This is a genomic window from Paraburkholderia sp. IMGN_8 (genome assembly GCF_038050405.1).
Taxonomy (GTDB): domain Bacteria; phylum Pseudomonadota; class Gammaproteobacteria; order Burkholderiales; family Burkholderiaceae; genus Paraburkholderia.
In genome coordinates, this window is the sequence record NZ_CP150900.1 from 2032528 (window position 1) to 2057039 (window position 24512).

The 24512-nt window shown below is 61.5% G+C and carries 21 protein-coding genes; 15 read left to right on the forward strand and 6 right to left on the reverse strand.

Annotated features, from left to right (window positions below):
* Positions 1 to 6: 6 nt before the first annotated feature.
* Positions 7 to 198: a hypothetical protein gene (locus tag WN982_RS09555; RefSeq protein ID WP_341315450.1), complete on the reverse strand. Its 192-nt coding sequence runs from the start codon at positions 196 to 198 to the stop codon at positions 7 to 9.
* An 11-nt stretch (positions 199 to 209) separates the two neighbouring features.
* Here WN982_RS09555 and WN982_RS09560 point away from each other — a divergent pair, with 11 nt between their 5' ends.
* The 10 genes from WN982_RS09560 to WN982_RS09605 all read left to right on the forward strand — a co-directional run bounded on the left by WN982_RS09560 (position 210) and on the right by WN982_RS09605 (position 14184).
* Complete coding sequence (locus tag WN982_RS09560) at positions 210 to 1310, forward strand: substrate-binding domain-containing protein (protein ID WP_341315451.1); 1101 nt, start codon at positions 210 to 212, stop codon at positions 1308 to 1310.
* Positions 1311 to 1537: 227 nt separating this feature from the next.
* Positions 1538 to 4444: a TonB-dependent siderophore receptor gene (locus tag WN982_RS09565; protein ID WP_341315452.1), complete on the forward strand. Its 2907-nt coding sequence runs from the start codon at positions 1538 to 1540 to the stop codon at positions 4442 to 4444.
* A gap of 159 nt (positions 4445 to 4603) precedes the next feature.
* Positions 4604 to 5644, forward strand: coding sequence for a hypothetical protein (locus tag WN982_RS09570; RefSeq protein ID WP_341315453.1), 1041 nt, complete (start codon positions 4604 to 4606; stop codon positions 5642 to 5644).
* A 157-nt stretch (positions 5645 to 5801) separates the two neighbouring features.
* The gene (locus WN982_RS09575) at positions 5802 to 6431 is read left to right on the forward strand and encodes a hypothetical protein (protein ID WP_341315759.1); all 630 of its coding nucleotides are present in this window, start codon (positions 5802 to 5804) and stop codon (positions 6429 to 6431) included.
* 243 nt (positions 6432 to 6674) lie between these two features.
* Positions 6675 to 7763: a hypothetical protein gene (locus WN982_RS09580; protein WP_341315454.1), complete on the forward strand. Its 1089-nt coding sequence runs from the start codon at positions 6675 to 6677 to the stop codon at positions 7761 to 7763.
* Positions 7764 to 7858: 95 nt separating this feature from the next.
* Complete coding sequence (locus WN982_RS09585) at positions 7859 to 9151, forward strand: ATP citrate lyase citrate-binding domain-containing protein (RefSeq protein WP_341315455.1); 1293 nt, start codon at positions 7859 to 7861, stop codon at positions 9149 to 9151.
* Positions 9152 to 9172: 21 nt separating this feature from the next.
* On the forward strand, positions 9173 to 9676 hold the full coding sequence (locus tag WN982_RS09590; RefSeq protein WP_341315456.1) for a hypothetical protein: 504 nt from the start codon (positions 9173 to 9175) through the stop codon (positions 9674 to 9676).
* Positions 9663 to 11876, forward strand: coding sequence for a CoA-binding protein (locus WN982_RS09595; protein WP_341315457.1), 2214 nt, complete (start codon positions 9663 to 9665; stop codon positions 11874 to 11876). Before WN982_RS09590 ends, WN982_RS09595 begins: the two co-directional genes overlap by 14 nt.
* A gap of 230 nt (positions 11877 to 12106) precedes the next feature.
* Entirely contained in the window at positions 12107 to 12772 is a 666-nt protein-coding gene (locus WN982_RS09600; RefSeq protein ID WP_341315458.1) for a response regulator transcription factor, read from the forward strand.
* Between the two features lie 47 nt (positions 12773 to 12819).
* Positions 12820 to 14184, forward strand: a complete 1365-nt coding sequence (locus tag WN982_RS09605; protein WP_341315459.1) for an ATP-binding protein — start codon at positions 12820 to 12822, stop codon at positions 14182 to 14184.
* 57 nt (positions 14185 to 14241) lie between these two features.
* On the opposite strand, the gene WN982_RS09610 is transcribed toward WN982_RS09605, so the two are convergent.
* The 5 genes from WN982_RS09610 to WN982_RS09630 all read right to left on the reverse strand — a co-directional run bounded on the left by WN982_RS09610 (position 14242) and on the right by WN982_RS09630 (position 20016).
* Complete coding sequence (locus tag WN982_RS09610; protein ID WP_341315460.1) at positions 14242 to 14979, reverse strand: transporter; 738 nt, start codon at positions 14977 to 14979, stop codon at positions 14242 to 14244.
* A 197-nt stretch (positions 14980 to 15176) separates the two neighbouring features.
* Positions 15177 to 16046 carry an ABC transporter permease gene (locus tag WN982_RS09615; protein ID WP_341315461.1) on the reverse strand — a complete coding sequence of 290 codons (870 nt, stop codon included), beginning with the start codon at positions 16044 to 16046 and terminating at the stop codon, positions 15177 to 15179.
* 27 nt (positions 16047 to 16073) lie between these two features.
* Positions 16074 to 16898, reverse strand: a complete 825-nt coding sequence (locus tag WN982_RS09620) for an ABC transporter ATP-binding protein (protein WP_341315462.1) — start codon at positions 16896 to 16898, stop codon at positions 16074 to 16076.
* A gap of 180 nt (positions 16899 to 17078) precedes the next feature.
* Positions 17079 to 18047, reverse strand: coding sequence for an ABC transporter substrate-binding protein (locus WN982_RS09625; protein WP_341315760.1), 969 nt, complete (start codon positions 18045 to 18047; stop codon positions 17079 to 17081).
* 385 nt (positions 18048 to 18432) lie between these two features.
* A complete protein-coding gene (locus tag WN982_RS09630) occupies positions 18433 to 20016 on the reverse strand; it encodes a substrate-binding domain-containing protein (protein ID WP_341315463.1) in 1584 nt (527 codons plus the stop codon).
* A 535-nt stretch (positions 20017 to 20551) separates the two neighbouring features.
* Between WN982_RS09630 and WN982_RS09635 the strand changes: the two genes are divergently transcribed.
* From WN982_RS09635 to WN982_RS09655, 5 genes are all read left to right on the forward strand, one after another.
* Positions 20552 to 21151, forward strand: coding sequence for a 2'-5' RNA ligase family protein (locus WN982_RS09635; protein ID WP_341315464.1), 600 nt, complete (start codon positions 20552 to 20554; stop codon positions 21149 to 21151).
* Positions 21152 to 21393: 242 nt separating this feature from the next.
* A complete protein-coding gene (locus WN982_RS09640; protein WP_341315465.1) occupies positions 21394 to 21795 on the forward strand; it encodes a DnaJ family domain-containing protein in 402 nt (133 codons plus the stop codon).
* Positions 21796 to 21908: 113 nt separating this feature from the next.
* Positions 21909 to 22490 carry a tRNA adenosine(34) deaminase TadA gene (gene tadA / locus WN982_RS09645; protein WP_341315761.1) on the forward strand — a complete coding sequence of 194 codons (582 nt, stop codon included), beginning with the start codon at positions 21909 to 21911 and terminating at the stop codon, positions 22488 to 22490.
* Between the two features lie 28 nt (positions 22491 to 22518).
* Positions 22519 to 23445: a muramoyltetrapeptide carboxypeptidase gene (gene ldcA / locus WN982_RS09650; protein WP_341315466.1), complete on the forward strand. Its 927-nt coding sequence runs from the start codon at positions 22519 to 22521 to the stop codon at positions 23443 to 23445.
* 315 nt (positions 23446 to 23760) lie between these two features.
* The gene (locus tag WN982_RS09655) at positions 23761 to 24489 is read left to right on the forward strand and encodes a GntR family transcriptional regulator (RefSeq protein ID WP_341315467.1); all 729 of its coding nucleotides are present in this window, start codon (positions 23761 to 23763) and stop codon (positions 24487 to 24489) included.
* The last annotated feature ends 23 nt before the right edge of the window (positions 24490 to 24512 follow it).

A 24512-nucleotide genomic window follows, 5' to 3' on the forward strand; every position in this document is an offset into this window, starting at 1 on the left:
CAGGTTTTATTTAACGTAGTAGGCCACCATGAAAGCGAAATAAAAGTCAGTCACCGGCATGATGATCGGCGGCGCAGGACTCGTGGTTGCCGTCACTGTCGCGATGTTCTCCTCGGTGAAGGAGCACGCGGCACGGATTAGAAAAAAAGCCCCGTCGAGGGCGAGAGCTTCAGTCGAAGAAGCATTCATTGATTCCATCAGGAGACGTCATGAAACAAGGCAAGCAGGCGGGTGGGTTGCGCAGGACAGCGGTGGCATCGGTTGCCGCGGTGGTCGGTTTGACGGCGTTGACCGCCCTCACATCATCGCCGGCGTTCGCGCTGAAATACGCGGCGGTCGAACATCGTCTCAAAGTGGATCCGTCCATTCCGAGCTGGCAGCCGGACGAAGTGCAGTCGGTGCCCGAGGAGGAACTGCGTCTGGTGGGCGCGGACGTGATGGACGAAATCACGTTGGGCTGGATCAAGTTGTATCGCAAGGCCTATCCGCGACTGAGCGTGACCATGGAGGCGAAGTCGTCGGGATCCGGCGGGCCAGCCCTGACGAACGGGAGCGCCGACCTGGCGCCGGTTGGGCGCGAGTTATTGCCGGCCGAAGAGAAGGGCTTTGTGGACAAGTTCGGCTACAAGCCGATGGCGATTCGCGTGGCCACGGGCAGCGTGGGTTCACTGGGCAAGACGGCGACGTCAGTGGTGCTGGTCGACAAGGACAATCCGATCAAGGGGCTCACCATGGCTCAACTCGACGCGATCTATTCGACGACGCGCAAGCGGGGCCATGCCGATATCACCAAATGGGGCGACCTGGGTCTGGGCGGCGAGTGGGCCGACCGGCCGATCCATTTGTATGGCCTGAAGCCAGTCAACGGCATCGAATACTTCCTGAGACTGAATTTGCTGGAGGGTGGCGAGTACAAGGACAACATCCAGTTCGTCAAAGGCAAAGGCTTCACGCACGCGTTTACCGTGGCGGCGGAAGACATGGCCTCGCATCCCGGCGGGCTGACCTACGCCTTGCTCGCGAACGTGACGCCGAACGTGAAAGTGGTGCCGCTAGCGGCAGACGAAGGCCAGCCGTTCCTGGCACCGACCCTGCAGAACGTCTACTCGCACAAGTATCCGCTGTCCCGTTACGTGTACATCTTCGTGAACAGGAAGCCGGGTCAGCCGCTCGAGCCGAAGGTGAAGGAATTCCTGAAATTGGTACTCAGCCGCCAGGGGCAGGATGTCGTGGCGAAGGAGGGGGTTTATATCCCGCTGACGCCGGCGGTCGTACAAGAAGAACTGGCGAAGCTCGACAAGGCGGATTGATGGCCTGACCCGTAGGGGATACGCCGGATGGTTCGCCGTCGATCTCCGTCGGCATCGTCAGTCTTGCCGGCTTTGCGGTGCCTTCGCGCCGCAAAGCGGATGCTCACCCGAGTCTTGACCCGTTGCATTGTCCGTGCTCAGTTCGCGCTCGGGGGAAACAAGGCAGGCGTCGCAGGATAGATCCCTCGCAACAAAATAAACGAGGGGCGCATAAAAATGGAGGAGACATGTTCAGCAAATCCGTGCTTGCCATGGCGGTCGCGGCTACGCTGCCCACTGCGCTGTTGGCGCAGACGCAAACCTCGCCGGCCCCCACTACCCAGAGCGCGAGCACGCAGGCGCAGACGAGGAGCTATGCGCAGGAGCTGGTGGACAGCACCGTCGCCCGGCATCCGGAACTGCTGCAACTCGACCTGCACGCAACTCCCCCGGGTGCGGCTCGCAGTGTCATCATTGCCGCGAAGTCGGAGCAGCGGATCGGCAAGCCAACCGATCCCGACGACCTGGCGGTGTCCAAATCGGGCGAGCCTTTCGTCGAAATCAATCAGCTCGGCAACCAGAACGTCGAAACCCATTTGCCGTTGCTCGATGCGCACGGCACGATCATCGGCACGGTCGAAATGACCTTTCCGTATCCGGCCGGTTCGGGCTTCGACAAGAGCGCGCTGATCAAGACGGCGGCGCAAATCCGCGATGAAATCAGCCGCCGGATCGCGCATGCGCCGAATCTGTTCGAGCCGGCTCGCTTTGATCCGCGCATCCCACTCAATACTTACGCGCAGACGCTGATCGACGAGACGCTGGCCAGGTATGCCGACGTGGTGGTGCTGGCCATGCACGTCAAGCCGCCGCAAGGCGGCACCGACTACCCGATCGTCGCCTCCAACATCGGTCGCATCGGCAAGCCGGCGGATGACGACGATATGCAGGTCATCACCAGCGGCAAGACCAGCCTGGAAGTCAATCGCGAGGAGGACCGCTTCGAAGTCAAATTGCCATTGCAGGACGCGAGCGGCACGACCATCGGTGCGCTAGGCGTGATCTTCCCGTATACGAGGAGCGCCAGACAGCCGGCGCTGCAACGACAGGCCGAAGCGATCCGGGACGGCTTGCGCCAGCGCATTCCGAGCAGCGCGAAACTGTTTGAACCCGGTGTCGTGAGGCCGGTGCGGACCACCGTCGCGGCTGAACTGGACAAGTCGGCGCTAGGCAACAAGGAATCCCTGCCGATGACCCGCCAGGAGGTCTCGAGTGCCGCCCTCCAGGATGCACAGGATGGCTTGTCCGACGCTGTCAAGAATCAGGCCGGAGTCGCGCCGACGAATTCGAAAGGCAGCCCGGCGGATGCGCAGAGCATTCGCGGCATCAAACTCAACCTGTTCTCGAACTATCGTCTCAACGGCGGTCTGCCGATTGCCGGCGTCGTGACAACGCCGACCGAGGACAAGGCGCGCATCGAGACGCTCAAAGGCGCCAATGCGCTGATGTTCGGCGTCGCGAGCCCGGCCGGCATTATCAATCTCGTGACCAAGCGGGCCACCGAGCGCGACGTGACTTCGTTGACGCTTTCAGGCAACTCGTTCGGGCAGTACGGCGCGGGTATCGATATCGGCCGGCGCTTCGGCAGCGAGAAGCAGTTCGGGCTGCGCGCGAATCTGTCGGGTGCCCATCTCGAGAACGGCGTCAGGGGCGCCAACGGGCACGGCTACTTTGAGAGTCTGGGTGCGGACTGGCGCGTGACGGACCGGCTCAGCTTCCAGTTCGATTTCGAGCAGTACCAGAAGGACGTGGTGGAGCAGGCCGCCATCAGTCTGCCGACGGCGGTCAAAGGTCATATCACGGTGCCGCGTGTGCCGGATCCGAGAAACCTGCTGTCCGGTCCATGGGCGTTGTATACGCCGCGCACGACCAACGTCCAGGGACGCGTCGACTATATCCTTGACGACAACTGGAAAGTACTCGTTGAGGTTGGGCGTTCATACGCGGATCGCTCGCGGCTTACAGGGCGGATCGCCGGCTACAACGTCGCGACCGGAGCGGGTGGCGTGGAAACGGTCAATACCGTCACGCAGAGCTACATCAACAGCTTCGAGCGAACCGAACTGCTCGGCAAGTTCGCAACCGGTCCGCTCAATCATGACTTGACGCTAGGCATTTCCCGCAGCGAACGAAACGCCGAGACGCCCGCGCAAAACAGCATTGTTCTGCCGCTGCCGATCAATATCTACAATCCGATCGCGCTGCCGGCGCCGGTGCCGACCAAACCGCCGACCTCATTGCCGCTGCAAACCAGCAGTGATAGCGGGCTCTATACGTACGACAACGTCAGCATCGGCCCGAAATGGAAAGTGCTGGCGGGCTTTCGCGAAACCCGCTCGGTGTCGCGCGACGGACGGGTATCGCAGGGAACCTACTTGCCATTGCCGGCGGCCGGCATTCTCTACGACGTTCTGCCCACGACCACATTGTTCGCCAGCTACATGAAGGGCCTGGAAGACGGCGGTGTCGCGCCGGTCAACGCGGTCAACGCGTACCAGATCCTGGCGCCGGCGGTTTCGACCCAGAAGGAAATCGGTATCCGCGACTCGTATTTCGACGGTCTGTCGATCACCGCCTCGTACTTCGACATCGATCGCGTCAATGCCGTGACCAACTCGGTGACCAGGGTCTTCTCCAACGACGGCAAGATCAAGTACCGAGGCGCCGAGGCGGTCGTCACCAAGCAGTTCGGCCGGCAGTGGAGCGTGACTGCCGCCGTGCAATGGCTGCGCGCGGTGCAGAACCCGGTGTCCGACATGACGATCAAGGGCTTGACGCCCGAGAACACACCGAAATGGATCGGCAATGTTTCCGTGACCCACCGGCCGTCTTACGTGCCTGGGCTTGCGCTTACGGTCGGCGCGTCGTTCGTGTCGCAGCGGCCCGTCAATCCGCAGGACCAGGGCTACATCCCCGGTTACGTGGTTTATACGGTGGGGGCGGCGTATGCCACCGTGATCCATGGGCACCGCTCGTCGTTCGTGCTGAGCGTCGACAACCTGACCAACCGGCGGTACTGGAATTCCGTCCAGACCGGTACGTTGGGGACGGGCATGGACCGTAGCGTAAGGCTCAACGCCAAAATCGATTTCTAAGGTTGGGCGCCCGGTGTGAGGCATGCACTATCGCGCAGTGGGAATTCAGGCGGGCCCGCACGGTATGACTCCATCAACCAGCAGATTGCGAGCGAGGTTCCAATGCCGGGCATGAAACCGTCAAGCGTTGTGTGTTACGCCCGTCTGGTGTGCGGCGGCGTGTTGCTGGCCGGCGGGTTGTCGGTTTTCGTGGTCGCTCATGGCGCGGAGGGCGGCAGTTACCACCTCGAAAGGCAGGTGACGATAAAAAGTAGCGATACGGGGTGGGACTACAACTCGCTGGACCAGGCGCGGGGCCGGATTTTCATCGCGCATCGCAAAGACGGCCTGCATGTCTACGACATCGGCAAGGCGCGTGTCATTAAAACCCTGGCGCAATCAGCCGGCACAAACACGTCGGCGCTTGCGACCGAATTCGACGTGGGCCTCGCCGGCACGACCGACGGTCATGTCGTTGTATTCCAGCTCTCCAGTCTCAAGACGTTGTCTCGCTACAAGAGCGACACCGACGGCTTCGACGGCGCGACTTTCGACAAGGTGAGCAGGCGCTTCGTCATGGTCGGCGAGGCGGACAGCGTCAACAAGACGACCCCGGTGCTCTTTTTCGATGGCGTGACCGGCAAGCCGGCAGGTTCGGTCATGATCGACAGCACCAAGGTCGATGCGCCTCGTTCGGACGGCGCCGGCAATATCGTGATGCCGTTGCGCGACCAGGCGAAGGTCGTCAAGGTCGATGCCCGGACGATGAAAGTGGTCGCGACGTTCCCGCTCGACGATTGCCTGCAGCCCGCTGCGCTGGAAGTGGACCAGTCAGGTCAACGCATCTTCGTCGGCTGCCGGGGGCAGGGGGCGTCGCCACCACGATTGGCGGTGCTCGATGCGGCGTCTGGAAAACAGCTCGCCCGGCTACCGATTGGCCGGGGGGTAGACGAAGTCATGTACGACGAAAAGGCTCGGCTGATCGTTACCGCCAATGGCGAGGACGCGAACATGACAGTCATTCAGCAAGCGGCCGCCGATACCTATCGGGTAACAGAAACCGTCGGCACGCAGCCAATGGCGCGAACCGGAGTGATGGATGCCATGACCGGCAGGATCTACCTGGTCAACGCCCAGTACGTCGTCAAGTACGAGGAAGGGCATGCGCCGACCACGCGCTTCCTGCCCAACACATTCAGTGTCTTGACGTACAGCCGATAGCGCTGGGTTGCGTTCAGCTCAGGTTGGAGTACGGGTCAATTTTCTGTCAGTTGGGGACGTTCTTGTCTTCGGTGCGGCATGAAACATGACGCGGTGTCATTGGCAGTCCTGCCATGTTCTCGCCACCCTTGGCTAAATTTGAATTCAGGACGTGTTCATGTCCATTCAAGGTGCCGAACCTACACTCGTTCGTACAACTGGTTCCATACCGCCCACCGGGCAAGAGAGGAGACACATGAAGACTTTGACCAAGATTGCATTCGTTACGACGCTCAGCGTGCTGTCGTCGGTATCGGTACTTTGCGCTGCGCAGGCGGCGCCAAACGCCGCGCCGGAAAAGCCGAAAAACTGGACGCCGCCAAACGAGAAAATCTTCGCGCAGGTGCTGTCCGAGCAGATCATGGCGAGCCATCCCGAACTGCTCAGCATCACGTTCCACGGGATTCCGCCCGGTGCGGCCAACGGTACGTACACCATGTTCGCCGGCTCCTATCTGGATCGTATCGGCAACCCGGACGATCCGGACGATATCGACATCATGACAAAAGGCATCACCATCGTGGATCCGCGCTGGCACCGGACCAACGACACGGTCAAGAAATTCGTCATGATGATGCCGCTACGCGATGCGACCGGTGAAAACATCGGCCTTCTCGTTGCCGCCTATAAGAACGACGGCAAATACGCCAAAGGGGAGAAAGACTTTTTCCTCGCCGGCACTGCGTTGCGCGACAGCGTGCAGAAGCAGATTCCCAGTTTCAAGGCGTTGTTCAATCCGGCCCACTAGACACGTTGAGCGGTGGCTTGGGTGAAGTCGCTGAGCTTTCCCCGATTTGTCGAGGAAAGCTCAGTTGTCCTCAGACGGTGCGTTGTACTGGTCGTCGAGCGGCTGCCAGGCGCGCCGGACACCCCGGCCGCGCGAGGTACGATCCACCCGTACCTGTTTTGACGGTTAGCCTTGCGGACCTGAGCCCCAGGCGGCTCTTGCCCTACGCCGTCTCACCATCGATTGTTCTTCAGGATACCGAAAATGCGTGTGCGAAATTCCCTGCTGTCCCTTGCGGCGCTCGCCTGTGCCACACTTTGCGCGGGCCTGCCTGGCGAAACGGCGGCAGCCGAGCCTGCTGCCACTGCCGCGGTGGTGCTTCATCTGGGCGGTCGTACCGAACTGCCGGGCTATGACGGAGACTTTGATCATTTCGCCGCCGACGTCAAAGGGAACCGGTTGTTTCTCGCCGGCGAAGACCAGGGCACGCTCGAGGTCTTCGATCTCCAGACCGGCGCGCATCTGAAAACGGTCAAAGGCTTCGAACAGCCACACGGCATTCTCTACCTGCCCGACGTGAACCGTCTGATCGTGACCGACAGCGGCGCCGGCATGACCAAGGTGGTCGATGCCGCCATCTATCGCGTCATCGGATCAATCCCACTTACTGTCGGCGCGGATTCCATGTACTACGATCCATCGCGCCAGCATCTGTACGTCGTCACCGGCGGCAAGAATGCGGATCCGAAAATGTCCAGAACCATCGTCGCGGAGGTTGACCCGAGAACCGGCAAGCGCATTGGCGAGATGACCTTCGACACCGACTTCACGGAGTCGATGGTGGCGGAGCAGAAAGGCCACCGGCTGTTCATCAACCTGACCGGCAAGAGCGCGATGGCGGTGGTCGACAAGGCCAGCCGCCGGGTCATCGACACCTGGCCGATCAAGGGAGCGGAGCTGAACGCGGCGATGGCTTTCGACGAAACCCATCAACGGTTGTTCGTCGGCACGCGCAAGCCGTTCAAGCTGCTGGTGCTCGATGCCCGCAGCGGGGCCACGCTGGCAAGTTTCGACGCTCCTGAGCGGACCAATCAGGTGATTTTCGATAAGACCAACCAACGCATCTATATGGCTGGTGACGACTATCTCGGTGTGATCAGGCAGAAAGACGCGACGCATTACGAGGAACTCGCTCACGTGCCGACGGCCAAGGGCGCCAAGACGGCCATTCTGGTGCCTGAGTTGCACCGGCTGTACGTCGCGGTGTCGCCGGGGGAGAGTAAGGCAGGCGGTGCGTTGCTGCGTTTTGACGTGCTGCCGGACGGCGCGGTTCATTCGCTGGCTGGAAACTGAAGCCGGAGGGCCGCGCGGCCCTTCATGTCACGGCGCTGTGGCCCGGGCGGCGCACGGGTGCTTTGCGGACGCCAGAATCCCCCGCAGGAGGCGATATGCAGGTCACAGGTATGTTGTACGGCGCGCGGCTGCTGCAATTCGGAGGTTTTCCGGCCGCGGAAGTACTAGGCCCGGACGCGAGTGAGGAGCAAATCAAGGCGTTGCTCGACCGCTACGGATCGGTGTTCGTGAAACCGGTGTTCAAAGGCGGCGTCGGGAAGAAGGGCAAGGCGGGCCTGGTTGGACGTGCAAATGATCTCAAGAGTGCGCTGCGGGAAAAGGAGCGTCTTTATTTCGTCGAGCATCGGCACGGCAATCAGGTCGCCAAATCCAATGGCGTCACGTTCGAAGGGGCAGTCCCTGCCGAGCATGAGGTTTACTTCTCGATCACCGACTCGACGCATTTCCGTGCGCCGACGATGACGCTCACACACCATGGCGGCGTTGACATCGAGGAACTCGACCGGGGTCTGGTCGCGCAGATACCGTTCGATCCGCTCACCGGACTGAAGGCATTTGTCGTCGCCAATGCATTGTCCGCGCTGAAGGCACCGAAGGAAATCATCTCGCCGCTGGTTCAGCACTTGCCCAAGCTATGGGAGCTGTATCACAACTTCGGTATGACGACGCTCGAATTGAACCCGATCCGCATGCGTGCGGAGCGCGACGGCCGGCTCGTGCCGGTGGCGTGCGACTTCAAGGGCGGGTTCGACCGGGATGACACCCGCTGGCAGCGCCTGAATCTGCCGCCCCATCTTTTCTCGATGGACCACTCGGACTTCGAGCAGGAGATCAATCAGCTTCGTACGTACCAGGGGCAGAGCGATGTGTACGTGATCAACGATCACGGAACGATCCTTGCCCCGACGTTCGGCGGCGGCGCCAATTCGCTCGTATCGGAGATGCTGGGCGACGACGCCATTATTTCCTCGGACTTCGGCGGAAATCCGCCTTACGAGAAGATGAAGGAAGTAGCACGTATCTGTTTCAGGCACTGGCTCAAGCAGACGAACGTTCTCTTCATTATTGGCGGCAAGTCGAACAACACGGACATCTTCGAAACCTTCCGAGCGATGGCTGATGCGCTTCGCGAATATTTCAGCGAGCACGGACCGACGCCGCTGCACGTGGTGATTGGCCGAGGTGGTCCGAACCTCGTGCGCGGCATGGGCGCAATGCGGGATACCTGTGATGCACTCGGCTTGCCATACAGCATGTTCGGCTTTGACTCGGATATCAGCGAGGTCATTTACTACGCGAAGACATGTGACGAGTGGATGAAGTCCGGCGGTCGCGACCGAGTGGCAACCATGATGACTGCCACTCAGCCCGCGTCGTCCGCTGCATGACCAGCAAGAACGGAGACCACCGTGTATAAGCAAGGTGTAGGTGATTTCAAGTACTACGTCGGTACCGGTTCGCTCGCGTACGCCGCGACTCGCGAAGACCGTGTTTGCGTGTTAAACATTCTCGGCAGCGAGTCGCGGCAGGTGACGCCGGCCGGCCATATTTATTCCGGCGGCAATGTCGTGTTCGGGACGTCGCCAGGACGACGGGGACAGGTTCTCGAGACTTCGATCGGCAACATTCCCGTCTACAACAACGTGGTGGAAGGTCTGGAGGACGGGCACGCGTTCAATTGTGGTGTGATCTATCTGCCACCCTCCGCGGCGCGTGACGGCGTCGCGGAATTGATTCGCGTGAACCGCAGCCTGAAGAAGATCTTCATCGTCACGGAGAAGATGTCGGTGCACGATTCGCGCGAGATTCGCGCGATGGGCCAGCAAAATGGCGTCGATATATTCGGCGGCAACAGTCTGGGCGTTGCCGACGCGTGGAACCGGGTGCGGATCGGCGGCGTTGGGTGGCGATAGCCCTGATGAATCGCTGAGGAAAGGGTCGATTGCTATCCTCTCGAACTCCGGTGGTTTCACGACAACGATCGCGAGCTATCTGCGGATGGCCGGCTGGGGGACGACGACCCTGATCTCGAGCGGCAAGGACGTGTACATTCATTTCGCCGCGCCCGAATTCGCGTTTGCCCTTGCCAACGACGCGCGCAGCAAGGCTGCGGTGCTGTACGCCGAGCCGGGAGGCTATTACGAACTCGACGCACATTTCGCCAAGCCGGTGGTGGCATGCGTGGTCGGCAGGTGGAAACGCAAGCTGACGCGTGCTGTAGGCCATGCGGGCGCACTGGCGGGTGGGGACGATGACGCGCAAGCCAAGGAGCGCTGGTTCATGGAGAAGTTCGGTGTCGACGGCGTGTTTACGCCCGAGCGGCCGGTAGTCTCAGCGAGGGGTGCACTGGTTACCAACATTGCGCACATTCCGGCGGCGCTTACCGCCGTTATGCGGGAGAACGGCGCGCTTCCGGATTTCGCGCCGGAAGGCAGTCTCGCGCTGAAGCCGTGGTTCCGGTCATGCAACGGGCTATCGCTGCCGCCCGAACTTGACATTCCAACGGCTGACGCGATGCCGCCGTACGACGAACAGATCGCTGCGCTGAACCGGCAAGTTGGCGCGGTACCGCCACGTCAAAACATGAAGGATGCGTCTGGCGCCTCGCGGATGGACCCGAAGACTCAGGTGACCAGTCTGCACGGCGTGTCGATGCTCGAGGCCGCCCAACGCTCGCTTGAGGCGAACGTGTGTCTCGCGCTGCTGCACGATCCCGGGGATGAGAACGACGCGAAGCTGGTCAACGTTGCGATCGGCGCCGAAATCAACCTGAATGGCAATCCGGCACTCGCGGCGGCACAGGCGGCGCGCGAGGCCGGCAATGCGCCGAACAGTGTGCTCGCCGCCGCCCTGAGCATTGTCGGCCCGCGCCGCGCGGAGGGCGCGCGGCAGGCAGTGCGCGCGCTCATCGATCTCGGGACGACCGCAGGTCTGCACGATGTGCTCGACGAGACTTTCGACGTGACCACGATGCCAACCGATGCGGCGACGCGCGAAATACTGATTGGTGGCGAGCCGGATGCAAACGCGCAACTTGTCCTGGCCGGTCTGAGGGAGCGTGGCGTGCAATCGGTGTTCGTTCGTTATATCGAGTCGCTCGGCGGGCACCCGCGTGCAGACGGCGTGCTGGCAGCGATAACGACGACGCTTGCATGGGACCCATTGATGCGCAAACGGGTGTCCCGTCTTACGGCCGAAAGCCTGCCGTGGTGGATGCGCCTGTTCGGCACGCTGATCGGCGCATCGGTCGACGAGGCACAGCATCGACCAGAATCCGTATGCGGAATTCCGACCGTCGAGATCGTCAGTCGTCGCTCCCTGACAGAGATGGCTTGCATCGCCCTGATCGGCGTGGAGCCGACCTCCGCGGATCTGTTTGCGTTCGAAACCCTGGTCGGGCTTCTGCTGACTAACGGTCCCGGCGCCATTTCGGCGCAGGGGGCGAAAGGGGCGACATCCGCTGACGGTCCGGAAAGCCCGGATCGTGTCCAGCTGAATAAGGCGATGGTGGGTTTTCTCACTCACTCGGGTTTCGCGCACGGAGGCAATGGTTTCGAAGGCGTTGCCTTCCTGCTCGAGCGTTTCAGGGGCGTCGGGCTGGCCGATCCCGGGAACCCGGCGCATGGACTTGACCTGAAAGCGATGGCGACGGACTTTGCCCGCGTATACGGTAGCGAGCGTGCGCGGCGCAAGGAGGTCGGCGCGCACGCGGCAGGGGCGTTGCCGTGCATCAACCATCCGGTATTCAAGGGTAAGCCGGTCAACGTCGACCCGCGCGAGGAGTTCGTGTTCAAGCTTTACGACGGCCGGGGCGAGTACAACATCTTTCACGACTACTACCGCACGCTGGTGCAGGCCTTGTACGACGAAAACGTGACGCGCAATGTGTTCGCGGTCAACATCGACGCTGTCATAGCGTCACTGCTGCTGAAGATGTTGTGGAGCCGTCACCAGGCCGGCGACGTCTCTGATCAGGAACTCGAGACGGCGGCCTTCACCGTCTTCCTGTACGGCCGGATGATCGGCTGTGCCGCGGAGATCGACGATCACCTCAATCGCGGCCGTAACCTTGATACGCGAACATCACAAGCGGTGGTGCGGTACGTCGCGTAGTGGGTAGCAGGATGAGCGCGCATGCGTGGGGACGCAAAGAGCCGCTAAGAGCCGCGTCAGCGAAACCGCACCGAGGGTTACCCCCGAATCGAAAATTCAGGTTGCGTTCAGGTTGTGCTGCTAATTATTCATTCAGATAAGAGCACAAGAAACACCGCCGACCAGTGCATTGCTTGTGATGGTAGCGAGTTTGCGCTAGCCTGAGACCATCGGAGACGCTCCCTCGATATATGAAAATTCTGATCGTTGAAGACCAGCGCAAGCTAGGTCTGTTTCTTAGGCAAGCATTGATCGAGCGTGCCTATACCGCCACCTGGGTGGCGAGTTGCACGGAGGCGCGCGAGGCGCTCTGCGAGTCCAGTTATGACGTCATTGTGCTGGATCTCGGTTTGCCTGACGGCGATGGCCTCGCCCTGCTGCGCGAATGGCGCAGCGCAGGCTTTAACGAGCCCGTGCTGATCCTCAGTGCGCGCGACGCGGTGGAGGATCGCATCAGCGGTCTCGACGTAGGCGCCGACGATTACCTGTCCAAGCCGTTCAGTCTCGAAGAACTCCTGGCACGCTTGCGATCCTTGTTGCGGCGCCAGTCCGCCGTGAAGGAGACGGTGCTGCAGCACCAGGGCGTCAAGCTCGATCTCCTTAGCCGTACGGTGCACCTGAACGGGCAACCGGTCGACCTGACCAGCCGCGAATTCGCCTTACTCGAAATATTTCTGCAGAACCCCGGGCGAATTCTGACGCGTACCTTGATCTCCGAGAAGATCTGGGAATCCCATTACGACGTCGACACCAATCTCCTCGACGTCTATATGAGTCGGCTGCGCGCCAAGTTCGAAGTCCCGCTCGGCAAACCGCTGTTCAAAACGGTGCGTGGCGTAGGCTATCAGCTCGTATGAAATCGATCGGTGCCCGTCTGGCGATCTGCTACGTACTGGCCTCAACGGTGACGTTCGCCTCGCTGTTTCTGGCCGGGCGCTACTTCATGGAACGGCACGCGATCCATGCGCTGGACCTGCTCAACGAATCCGAGTTCGAACAACTGAAGGCGGGTGTCGGCCCTGTTGGCAAGACACTGTCGCAGGACGTGCTGCGAAGTCGCGTGCATGCCATGATGACCGACGACCTCGAACTGTTCTATGTCGAGGTTGACGCACCGAACGGCGATATCGTGTTTCGTTCTCAAGGCCTGCGCGATCGTCAGATTCCCGTGCTGCCGAAGGCCCACGTTTTCAATGCGTTTGTCGATGGCTTGGGCGAACTGCGAGCGGGCTTGTTTCCGTTGGGGCCATACAAGGTCCTCATCGCCACTTCGAAGAACCACGTCAAGGTGGTGATGGAAGGCTACGAACGGACCTTCTACGGGTTGTTGCTGGTCATGGTCGTGGTTAGCAGCATCATCGGCTACGGTTTCAGCCGGATGGCCCTGCGCCCGCTCAGGTTGATCCAGGACACCGCCGACCGCATTCGCTCGGATAATCTGAGTGAACGGATTCCAGTCGCGGCGGCGAAGGACGAGATTTCCGACCTGGCGCGCCTGCTCAACCAGATGTTCGACCGCCTCGAAATTTCATTCGACCAGATTCGCCGGTTCACCGCCGAGGCGTCCCATGAGCTCAAGACCCCTTTGACGCTGGTGCGGCTGCAGGCAGAGAAACTGGTGGTGGAAGGGCAGTTGCTGCCGGCGCAGGAGCAGTCCGTGCAGATCCAGATCAAGGAGCTCGCGCACCTCAATCGCATCATCGAGGATTTGCTGTTTCTGTCGCGTGCCGACGCCCGCGCTATTACGCTCGATCTCAGGCTGCAGGATCCCGAACCTTTCCTGCAGAGCTTCGCCCAGGACGCCCATGTGTTGGCGGAGCATCAGCAACTGCGATTTTTCCTGACCCACCACGGTTGCGGCCAGGTGGCCATCGAGCCGAAATGGTTGCGACAGGTGCTGCTCAATCTGCTGAGCAATGCGCTCTCGGCATCGCCGGTGGGCGGTCGGATCACGTTGCGCTCCACGCTCATGGACGGTACCTGGCAAGTGAGTATCGAGGATGAGGGCCCGGGCGTGCCTGCGGAGCAGCGTGAACGCATCTTCGAACGTTTCGTGCGTATCAGCCGTCCAGGCGAGGACAAGGGCACTGGACTTGGTTTGGCCATCTGCCGTAGTCTCGTTGAGCTGCACGGCGGCCGCATCTTCGCCGAGGCTGCGTCCGGCAGCTGCGGCTTGCGCATGGTGTTTGAGATTCCTGCTGAGACGTCGACTGGCGGCGCCGCCGTCACGTCGCAAGACATCCCATTGCCTGAAACGGACGCGACCTGACTCGCGCGAGTCGCCGCACACGTCGCCGCTCGGCGTCGCCTGCCTGCGGTGGCGTTCTCAGAGATCGCGCTGATAGCCGAGATAGTAGGAGAACTGATTGGTTTGCTTGACGTGAGTGAGACCGCAACCTACCGAGAACAGCAGCCGGTCGTGGTCCGTGAAACTGTACTGTCCGCCCAGGTTGAAGGCCAGCGACGACGGGTCGGCGACCGTGGCGGCGCCGGTATAGAACAGTTCCCCGCCGAGTTCGAGTTGCTCGTTGATCTTGCGCACCGCCGCCCAACCCGCAATCCAATAGCCTTTCTCGTTCGCGTGACGATTGACGACATAGCCACCCCCGCCGAAAGTCGTCCAGTTACCGATCGTTTTCTGCACCCACAACGGCAGCAACACACGGCTGTGACCGTCGCCGAGGCCGAGACGATCGTTGCCGGTGGGAATGATCGCGCCTGGACTGAACGCCACTTGCGGGCGGATACCCTTGTCGTCTTCTGTAATGAAGCGGTATTTGACGCTGAGTTCCATGTCGCCGAACCCGTAGTGGAACTTCTCGCCGCTCGCGTGCATGAACGACATGCCGAGATTCAGGCTGGCTTCGAGGTTATCGGTCGCGCCGTAGTTGATTTCGACTGCGGGCAGCGCGCCGCTATATTCGCCTTGCCTGACGGTGCCGGTGGCGCCCGTGTTGATTTCGAAATGTCCCCGTTCGATGGGCTCGGCATCGTCCGTCACGAAGGGTAGGGTGGCGAACGCGCTGTGGGATGCCAGCAAGGTACTGGCGGCGAGTATCGTCATGACAATTCGTGGACCCGCTTGTGCACGGCGCGCGCGTGGTGTCGTGGCGGTTCGACGGGGAAGGCTGGGCACGGTCTTCGATCTCCTGAGTTGTGATTGCTTGACGCCTTGTGTGAGCGTCCTGAAGGCGAGCGGGCAGGGACGCACGGTCGGCGTCCGCCGTCAAGCTGCGGCCGGGCGCGACCGCAGCTGCCGGGTTAATGACCGATTTCGGTGAACTGCGGCGGGCGCCATTTGAGCAGCTTGTTCTCGAGCTGCGTGAGGAGGAACTCTGCCCCCAGCGCCACGACGGCCAGCACGATCATCGCGGCGAAAACCCCGGCTGCGTTGAAGGCACCCTGAGCCGTCGAGATCAGCAGACCGATGCCTTGCCGGGAGCCAAGGAATTCACCGACCACGGCCCCAACGAGCGCGAAACCGAAGCTGACGTGCAGGCTCGCCAGAATCCAGCTCATGGCCGCGGGCAGCACCACTGTCAGGGTGACCTGACGCTTCGACGCACCGAGGATGTGGGCGTTGGCGATGAGATTCCGGTCCGCTTCGCGCACGCCCTGGAAGGCGTTGGCGAATACCACGAAGAACACCATCACGACTGCCAGCGCAACCTTCGACGCCATGCCCAGTCCCAGCGCGATGATGAACACCGATCCAAGCACGACGCGCGGAATCGAATTGGCGATCTTGATGTAGAGACTGAATACGTCGGCAAGCAGCTTGTTGCGGCCAAGCGCAATGCCCGCGATGACGCCGCCCACGCCGCCGATCAGAAAACCAAGTACGGTTTCCTCCAGTGTCACCAGCACCTGCACCCAAAGCGGACCCTGCGAGGTGCCCTCTGTCAGCCAGGTCCAGATCTGACTGACAATCATCGACGGCACGGAGAAAAAGAATGGATCGATCCATCCCATTTGTCCCGCCAGTTCCCAGCCGCCGAGGGTCACCACCAGCACCGCGATGCGAAGTGTGTGAACCAGCGTTTGGCGACGGCGCATTGTCCCTTGCGCTTCGAGTTCCACCTGGCGCAGTTCGATCTCGTGCGTCGGCAATCCAGTCGTTCGGGTATTCATGGTGTTCCTCGCAATGCCTGCGGGCAGTCAGATATGGACTTCATCGCGCAGATCGTTCCAGATCTGACGGGAGAGTTCGATAAAACGTGGCGAATAGCGCGCCTCCGAGACCTCGCGGGGGCGCGGCAAGCCGATTTCGTAGGAGGCTTTGACGGTGGCCGGCCCGGACGTCAGCACGAAGACTTTGTCGGCGAGTGCAATCGCTTCTTCGATATCGTGTGTGACGAAAACCACTGAAGCACCGTTGACGCTCCATAGATGCAGCAGTTCGTCCTGCATCAGTGCGCGCGTCTGCACGTCGAGCGCCGAGAATGGCTCATCCATCAAGAGGATTTCGGGCTCGTTGATGAAGGTCTGCGCAAGGGCCACGCGTTTGCGCATGCCGCCCGACAACTGGTGCGGATAGTGCCGTTCGAAGCGCGACAGGCCGACCCGGCGAATCCAGTCCATGGCTTTGTCGTGAGCTTCATCCTTGCGCATGCCGCGATAGATCGGCCCGGCGGCGACGTTATCGAGCACGCTCTTCCAGGGGAAAACCGCATCGCTCTGAAACACGAAGCCGATGCGGCGATCGATGCCCGTCACCGGTTGGCCCCAGATCCGGACCGTGCCCGCGCTCGGTCGGGCGAGGCCGGTGATCAGGCTGAGCGTGGTGGACTTGCCGCATCCGGTGGGGCCCACCACCGCGCAGAACTGACCTTTCTCCACGCTCATGCTGAAGTTCTGCAGCGCCATGATGGCCTTGCCCTCCGGGCTGACGAACCTGCGACTGACGCGCTCGAGTTCGATTGCGGGCGTAATGTCGCCGATGTTTGCGACCACAGGCCTGCCGGTTGCCAGTTGGACTGTCATATGTAACTCACCTTGAGTGCCAGATTCTCGTTGTGGAATGGACGCGCCGCGTCGTGGCGGCGTTCGCGCGTTGGAGCAGGGCGATGAGCCCGACCCTTCATCGAAACAGGGATCGACCTCGCGGCTGCGGCACGCCGCAGTCGCGATGCGAACAGATCGCTACGGCCCGTGGACCCGGCATCAGTTCGCGGGCACCGCCGAGACGAACTCCGTGGTGTAGGTTTTCGACAGGTCGATGTTGCGGCCCTTCAGACCCTTGTCGAACGCCGACAAGACCTTGAGCACGGTCTGCGGACCCGACTCCGGCATACGGCCGTCCGGAATGAACGAGACCTTGCCGACGGCCAGCGCCCTGACGTAACTGTCCCTGTCGCCGGCGTAGTAGTCGGCCGGCATTTTCGCGGTGAGTTCTTCGGCGCTGTGGGTCGAGATATAACGGAGCGTCTTGACGAAGGCGTTGGCGAGCTTCTGCGCTGTGGCCTTGTGGGCGTTGACCCAGGTTGTCTGCATATAGAGGGAGGCGGCCGGGTACAAGCCGCCCAGCCACTTCTGGGTGCTTTCGGGCGAGCGCAGGTCGACCAGCACCTTGGCGTCGCCGGTCTTGAGCAGGCGCGAGATGGTCGGCTCGGTGGTCATGCCGCCGTCGATCTTGCCCTGCTTGAGGGCAGCGATGAAGGTATTGCCGGCGCCGACCGGCAGCGACGTCACTTCGCTGATCGGTACGCCATGCGATACCGCCAGATATTGCGTCAGGAAATTGGTCGAGGAGCCGAGCCCGGTGACTCCCAGCGTTTTGCCGCGCAGATCGGCCGGCGACTTGACAGTGTTGGCGAGTTTCGATGAGATCAGTTCGACCTCACCGGGCGTATGGCTGAATTGCACGACAGATTCGATGACCTTGCCTTTTGATTGCAGATCAATGGTGTGATCGTAAAAGCCCACCACGCCTTGTACCTGCCCGGCGATCAGTTCGTTCTCGGCGTCGACGCCGGCCGGTTCGTTGAGCAGTTCGACGTCGAGACCTTGCTCCTTGAAGTAGCCGAGTTGTTCCGCCAGCTTGGCCGGCAGGTATATCTGCTTTTCCATGCCGCCGACCATCAACGTTATCTTTTCGTTGGCTGCAAGGGCGGAATGGGAAAGGGTGCCCATCACCAGGGCGCCAAGCGCAATGCGCAAAGCTGTGTGTTTCATGGTGCGATCTCCTGAATGTCAGTGTTATGGCGTCGCGCGAGTCGCGCTCAGTGTTCCTGGACGAATACGCGTTCCAAGTCTTTGCGGGTAGCGTATTGAACAAGCTCATTTATAGAGATCCAGCCTAAAATCAGGCTGAATCGAAAATGAAAGTCTGTTCAGGGACGCCCGCCATGCATGACGCAAGAGGGGCGGGAAGGCGGGGCGACGGCACAGCGGCGCAGGCCGGCGCAACACCGGCGGCATAGGTGTCACGGGTGCCGAGCCGGCAGGCAAGTGCTTCGGATCGCGAAACAATGAAAACGACGAAGAAGAGCCGCGCGAGGCGGCAATGACGTGGTGTTTACTTGAGTTTGGCCAGTTCCTGCCGCACCTCGGTTGCGTTCAGCGGGAAATAGGCGGAATAGCGCACCGGCTCCTGGCCCGCGCGACTCAGGATGTAGCGCAGGAAGGCCTTTACCGGCTCGGACAGCGGCCGGTTCATGCGGATATACATGTAGCGCGTGAGCGGGTAGCGGCCGTTGGCGGCGTTTTCGGCGTCGAGCGTATAGAAGGGGGCGCCTGCTTTTTCGGCCACCGCGAGTGCCTTGAGACCGGCGCCGCCTTCCTCGAGACCACCGAAGCCAATCGCGCCCGGGTCGTGAGCAATCGCCTCGGCGGTCTGGGTGATGGAGCCCTCGTGCACGGCGCGATTCCATTGACCGCCCCTGAGCACCATGATTTGCATCGACATCGCATTGGGCGCGACATGGGGCGGCATGTAGATCGTAATGGGCCGATCTGCCCACTCGCCGGTCAAGCCAAGTTGCCCCCAACGCGTAATGGCAGGGTGTTCCCCGAGGATGTCCGCCAGTTGCGCCACCGTGATCTGCGCCAGCGGGTTGTTCTCAGGCACGAAGATGGCCTGTGCGGTCGTGCGTTGCGGGGTATTGAAGCCACCGCGCGCGACGCGGATCTCGATGGGGGCCTTCTGGTGTTGCGTGGCGTCGTAGGCGCGACTTTCTTCCGGCCAGAGCTCCCGGCCCATCGGTGCGATGTCGGTGTCGTTGACAAGCAAGGCGAGGAAGCCGTTCAGGGTGCCCAAATGCTCCCAGCGTTCGCCTTTTCGTACGCCAGGCTGGATCCGATGAAAGTCCTCAATCCATGTATCCATCAGCGATTTCATGCCATCGCTGCCGATACTGTCGATCTTGCCGTGCAGACCTTCGACCGGCCTGTAGGCTGGCAAGGCAGGATCGAGCGGCGGGAGAAAGGCTTGCAGCCTGGCGCTTTCCTGCGCCGCTTCGCCAGCGCTGAGCGGTTGGAAGGACGCGTGTCTTGCCACGACTTCCTGTCCGTCGCGGCTGAGCATGAAGGCAAGGAACTCCTTCACCTTCTGCGGCAGTGGGGCGCCGGGGCGCTGGTTGACGGCAATGTACGCAGGACGTCCCGCCACGCTCGCGACGCGCACCAGCACCGGCGATTTCATCATGTCGCCAGCGAACTGGTGGGCGTAGGGCTGCAACTCGGTCGGCCATGGCTCGCGCGTGAGCGGTGCGATGTCGGCGTTGCCGAACATCAAGGCGCCAAATGCGGTTACATCGCTTATATGCTGCCAGTTCGCGCCACGGCGAATACCGGGCTGGCGTTGTTCGAACGCGGCGAGCCAGTCGTTCATCAGCGGCTTCATAGCGTCGTCACCGACACTGCTGATGGGCCCTGCGACCCGTTGTTCGGGCTGGTAACCAGGCAATCCCGCATCGACGACCGACGCGGCATGAATGCTGCCGGCAGATAGGAGCAGGCCGGCCATGCAAGCGACCAGCATGAGACTGCATGGGCTCGTCTTCGCGCCGGTCCCGGCGCGAGGGGCGGCACGTGTACCGAGGAACGCACCGGCCGTGTTCAGGCGCAGGCGAGGCACAGCGTTGAAACGCTGGTTTCGCAATTTGCTTGTCTCCTTGTTTTTTTGCCGTTGATCGGCGCCCGCTGCCCGGTTGTTTTCTGGGGCACTGCATCGTCGAACGGGCGAGCCCTAGGTTTCGATCTGGACAATACGGCATGGCTCTGAATACAACCTGAACCGACCGTGAAAATCCGTTCATGTCTATCCGGAAGCTGGCTGCCCCCTGGCACTCGCGCTGTTTGCGCACGACGCGTCGTGCTTCGCCGCGTCAGTCAATCAGTACCTCCAGTTTTTTGATCATTTCCACGTTGCCGACAATACTGTATGAATGTACAGTGTTGCGCGTGACCGGGCCGCTAGTGCAAGCGCATTCTGATGCGGGAAAACGATGCAATGCTTCTGTGGCTAGTGCTGGGCGGCAGGCAGCGCTATATCTTGCAAATATCGAGGTCCAATAGCGGCGAGGGCGTGCAGTGGACCCAGCCACCGCCGATTAACTTTTCCAGGGCGCGCAGGCAAACGCGCACGACTGAACGGAGACTCAACCCTATGCCGGCTTCACCCACTCAAGAGCACCATGCCTGAACAACTCTGGCTGCCCGGACTCGAGGCGCCGCCTGTCCCGACAGACGGCCTGTTCTTCGCCGTATTTCCAGATGCGAATACGGCCACCAGCATCTCGAAGCTGGCGCAACAGCTCTGCGGGGAGACGCGCTCGAAGAGCAAGCCTCTGTCGGCCAACCGTTTGCATGTCACGTTGCTTCACCTCGGGAACTTCGCAGGCGGTTTACCGCCAGCCTGGGTGGATGCGGCGATGAACGCGGCCGCGTCGATCAGGATGGAGCCTTTTAGCGTCGAGTTCGACAGTGCGGTCAGTTTTGCGCTGAAGCCGCGGCCGGGGCCATTGGTGTTGGGTGGAGGCGAGGGCGTGGTTGGACTCCAGGCACTTCACGACGCACTTGTACTGGCGTTGCGCGCCGCTGGATCCGGAGATCGCGCAGTCTCGCCGAGCGTGCCGTACACCCCGCACGTGACCTTGGCTTACGGCATGCCTTGGGTCGCGACACGTCCTGTCGAAGCCATCAGTTGGAACGTGCGTGAGTTTGTTCTGGTGCACAGCTTGCTCGGGCGTACCCGGCATGTCGCTCTGGCACGCTGGCGGTTGGCGGCTGAGTGAAACGTTGTGGCTCGCGGCGGCCGTCGTGAAGCAAATGCGCCGAAGCGCTTCGGACTAGAACCGCACGCCGGTTGCGCAACTGCCTGCAAAGCCGCCGCCGGTTCCGCCTGCACCACCGTAGCCCACGCCATGCGCCCCTCAAATACGCAAAATCCGAAAACCAGAGGTTTCATCGGTCAGACAGCCAGAACGGGCATGCGCTCCCTGATAGAATGCTTGGGCCGCAACGTAGTGGACTGCAGATGAAATTGCTTGATGCGTTAGTCGAACAGCGTATTGCCGCCGCAGCTGCGCGCGGTGAGTTCGACGATTTACCGGGCGCCGGCGCGCCGCTGCCCCTGGACGACGATGCACTGGTCCCGGAAGAAGTGCGTGTCGCCAACCGGATTTTGAAGAATGCGGGCTTCGTGCCGCCCGCCGTCGAGCAGCTGCGCGCTTTGCGCGACCTGCAGGCGCAGTTGAACGCGGTCAGCGACAGGACCGCCCGTTGCCGCCTCCAGGCCCGCATGCTGGCGCTCGATATGGCGCTTGAATCGCTGCGCGGCGGCCCGCTGGTCCTGCCGCGCGAATACTGTCGGCGGATTGCCGAGCGGCTCTCGGAGCGGGTCGGCAACCTCAATACGGCCGAAGCGGGATCGCAGTGAGCGAGCCGCTTGTCCGCCCCGCCACGCTTGGCCCGGAGTCCGTCGAACCGGTCGAAGCTGTGACATCGCCGGTCTCTCAAGCCGAACCCGTCGGCGCCGGTTCTGCCGAATCGATGCCGTGCGACGCACCAGCCGCTGAATCAATTAACGCTCCTTCGCCGGACGAACCGTCTGTACCGCCGATCTCCGAGCGCGATCGCCGCTTCATGGCGCTGGCTCGGGCCGCAGCAGAAGAAGCGCGCGCAGCTGGCGAAGTGCCGGTCGGCGCGGTGCTCGTGCGCGGCGACGAAGTCATCGCCAAAGGTTTCAACCATCCGATCGGTGCGCACGACCCATCGGCGCATGCGGAAATGGTCGCGTTACGCGCAGCCGCGCGAGCCGTTGAGAACTACCGTCTGCCCGGCTGCGAGCTGTATGTGACGCTCGAACCCTGTCTGATGTGTGCCGGCGCGATCATGCATGCGCGTATTGCCCGCGTCGTGTTCGGGGCGCGCGATCCGAAAACGGGTGCGTGCGGCAGCGTCGTCGATGCATTCGCGAATCCGCAGTTGAATCATCACACCACGGTGACCGGCGGCGTGCTCGAAGATGAATGCGGCGCCGCGCTCAAAACGTTCTTTGCCGAACGGCGGCGCGCAAGCCGGGAAGCACGCGCGGCAGCGCGCATCGAACCGGGACCGGCCGAGCCGCTCTAAAAACTACAACGTCGAATAGGTCTTGCCCATGACCGTCCATCGCACCATCGAACTGATCGCGCCGTCCGGCTATCCGCATGACCAGGAGGTGCTGCATCGCGCGTTGCACCGCTTGCATGCGCAGGGGCATCGCGTCGATGGCGTGGATGCGACGAGGCGCCGCTACCAGCGTTTCGCCGGCACCGACGGCGAGCGCGCGGCTGAGTTGAACCGCCTGGCTGATCCTTCGCGGGAGTTGCCCGACATTGTGCTGACTGTCCGTGGCGGCTACGGCGCGATACGCATTCTGCACGGACTCGACTATGCGGGGCTGCAACGGCGGCTGACCGATCAGCCGATCGCGTTGGTAGGGCACAGCGATTTCACCGCGATCCAGCTAGCATTGCTCGCACGTGCCGGTGTGAAGACTTTCGGCGGCCCGATGTTGATGAGTGACTTCGGCGCGGAAGATCTGAGCGAATTCACCATGCGGCACTTCTGGTCGGCGCTGACCAAGCCGACCATGACGGTGACGAGCCATGTGCCGCAAGCGCAAGCTGTCGATGTTTCGGGCATGTTGTGGGGCGGCAATCTGGCAGTGCTGGCGTCCCTGATCGGCACGCCGTACATGCCGCCGGTGCAGGGCGGCATTCTGTTCATCGAAGATGTCAACGAGCAGCCATTCCGGCTCGAGCGGATGCTTTACCAACTGCATCTTTCCGGCATCCTCGCGCAGCAGCAGGCGCTTGTGCTCGGCGATTTCTCCGGTGGCAGATCGTACGATTACGACAACGGATATGACCTGCAGGCGATGATCGAGCAGGTGCGGTCGGTAATCGGGATTCCGGTCGTCACTGGCCTGCAATTCGGCCATGTTCCGGACATGCTGACGCTGCCGGTCGGCGCTGACGCGCACCTCGTAGCCGGCGCGCATGGGTTCAGGCTGACGTTGTCCGGCTATCCCTGCCTGAGTTGAAACGGCAAAGAAGCGGAAGCGGGCGGTTGTCCGCTTTCTTTTTTGAGCCATAAATGCAACTAACGGTCAACTATTTGACACTCCTGCAGGCAGAACTGCCAGTGAAGGCCCATCTATTTTGTTGACAAAATCCGCCATCAACGGACGTGTCCGTCTCGCCTTAATTAAACTGATATTGAAGCAAGACCGAGCTTTTATACTGTGCCAGATAGGCTGCAGCCCAATACTGTCATGAAGATTGTCGAAATTAATAACAAAAATTGTTGACAATCTTTATGTCCATCCTAAGATGACCAACATACCGAGACGCACATCATGTCCGACACAGATTCCGCCAGCTCGAATAGTTCGAAACCCGAAGCGATCGCCGAACGCATCCGCGCAGCGATCCTCGAGCATCGGTTGGCGCCGGGCGCCAAGCTGACAGAAGCACAGTTATGCGAAGTATTTGGCGTGAAGCGCGGTCCGATCCGCCAGGCGCTTGCGCAACTGGCCACGGATCACCTTGTCGACCTGGAACCGAACCGCGGTGCGTTCGTCGCGAGTCCATCGTTGCAGGAAGTGCACGAGGTGTTCGAGATGCGCCGGATTATCGAGTTGGCTGTGGTGGAGCGCATTTGCAGCGGGCACGGCATCCGGCGTTTGAAGAGTATTGGCAGCATGATCGGCCGCGAGCGTAAAGCGTTCGAGACACGTGATTTTCCGGCATGGATTCGCCTGTCGGGTGAGTTCCACACCGAGTTGGCCGGGCTCACCGGCAACGCCGTGCTGTGCGACTGCCTGAACGGCCTGGTGGCGCGCTCCACGCTGATTTCCGCACTGTACGAGTCGCTCGGACGCAGCCCGTGCTCGTTCGAAGACCACGAAGCGATTCTCGCCGCGCTCGACGCCGGCAATGCGAAAGAGGCGGCGGCATTGATGTCGCGCCATCTGCAAAGCGTCGAGTTGAAGATGCTGGATCGCCCGGCACGCGGTGCTGCCGATCTGCATGAAGTGTTCGGTGCACGCAACGATGCACCCAAAGGTAAGTCCGCGCCAGGCTGAGGCAAGCGGCCGGCGCGCGCGCG